Here is a 359-nt window from a genome sequence, read left to right as displayed (position 1 = left end):
GGATGAAGCGTGGACCCGCCAGTACCTAATCCCGCTTTTCAGTGATCGAGATCGGGAGAAGTTCGCACAGGCATGGGGCGGCTTCCTGGTGTGGGGGCGCTTGTATCCAGCGCTCGTCGAAGCGCTGATGCCGGCATTCCTAGAAGCGGTACCACGTCTCAATACGGACCTATCTAATCACCGCCAGCGTTTCATCGATTTCTACACTGCTCTGGCAGCATTTTACGTATCTGACCCAACACAGCAGTTGCTGCCGGAGCTTTTTCAGCACGGCTCGCTGGAAGATCGAAGCACGTTCGCCTCGCACCTTGGATACTTTCTGCAGCAAATGGAACAGGCAGCCAAACAGCAACTGTGGA

The 359-nt window shown here is 55.4% G+C and carries 1 protein-coding gene; it reads left to right on the top strand.

The annotated features are described in order from the left end of the window. The coding region (locus ACTFO6_RS18065) for a hypothetical protein (RefSeq protein WP_439935780.1) at positions 1 to 359 on the top strand (359 nt) is incomplete at both ends.

The sequence above is a fragment of the Pelomicrobium sp. G1 genome (assembly GCF_051905455.1).
Classification (GTDB): domain Bacteria; phylum Pseudomonadota; class Gammaproteobacteria; order Burkholderiales; family UBA6910; genus Pelomicrobium.
Note: the sequence above shows the minus strand (reverse complement) of the source record. Positions and strands in the feature narration are given on the sequence as shown.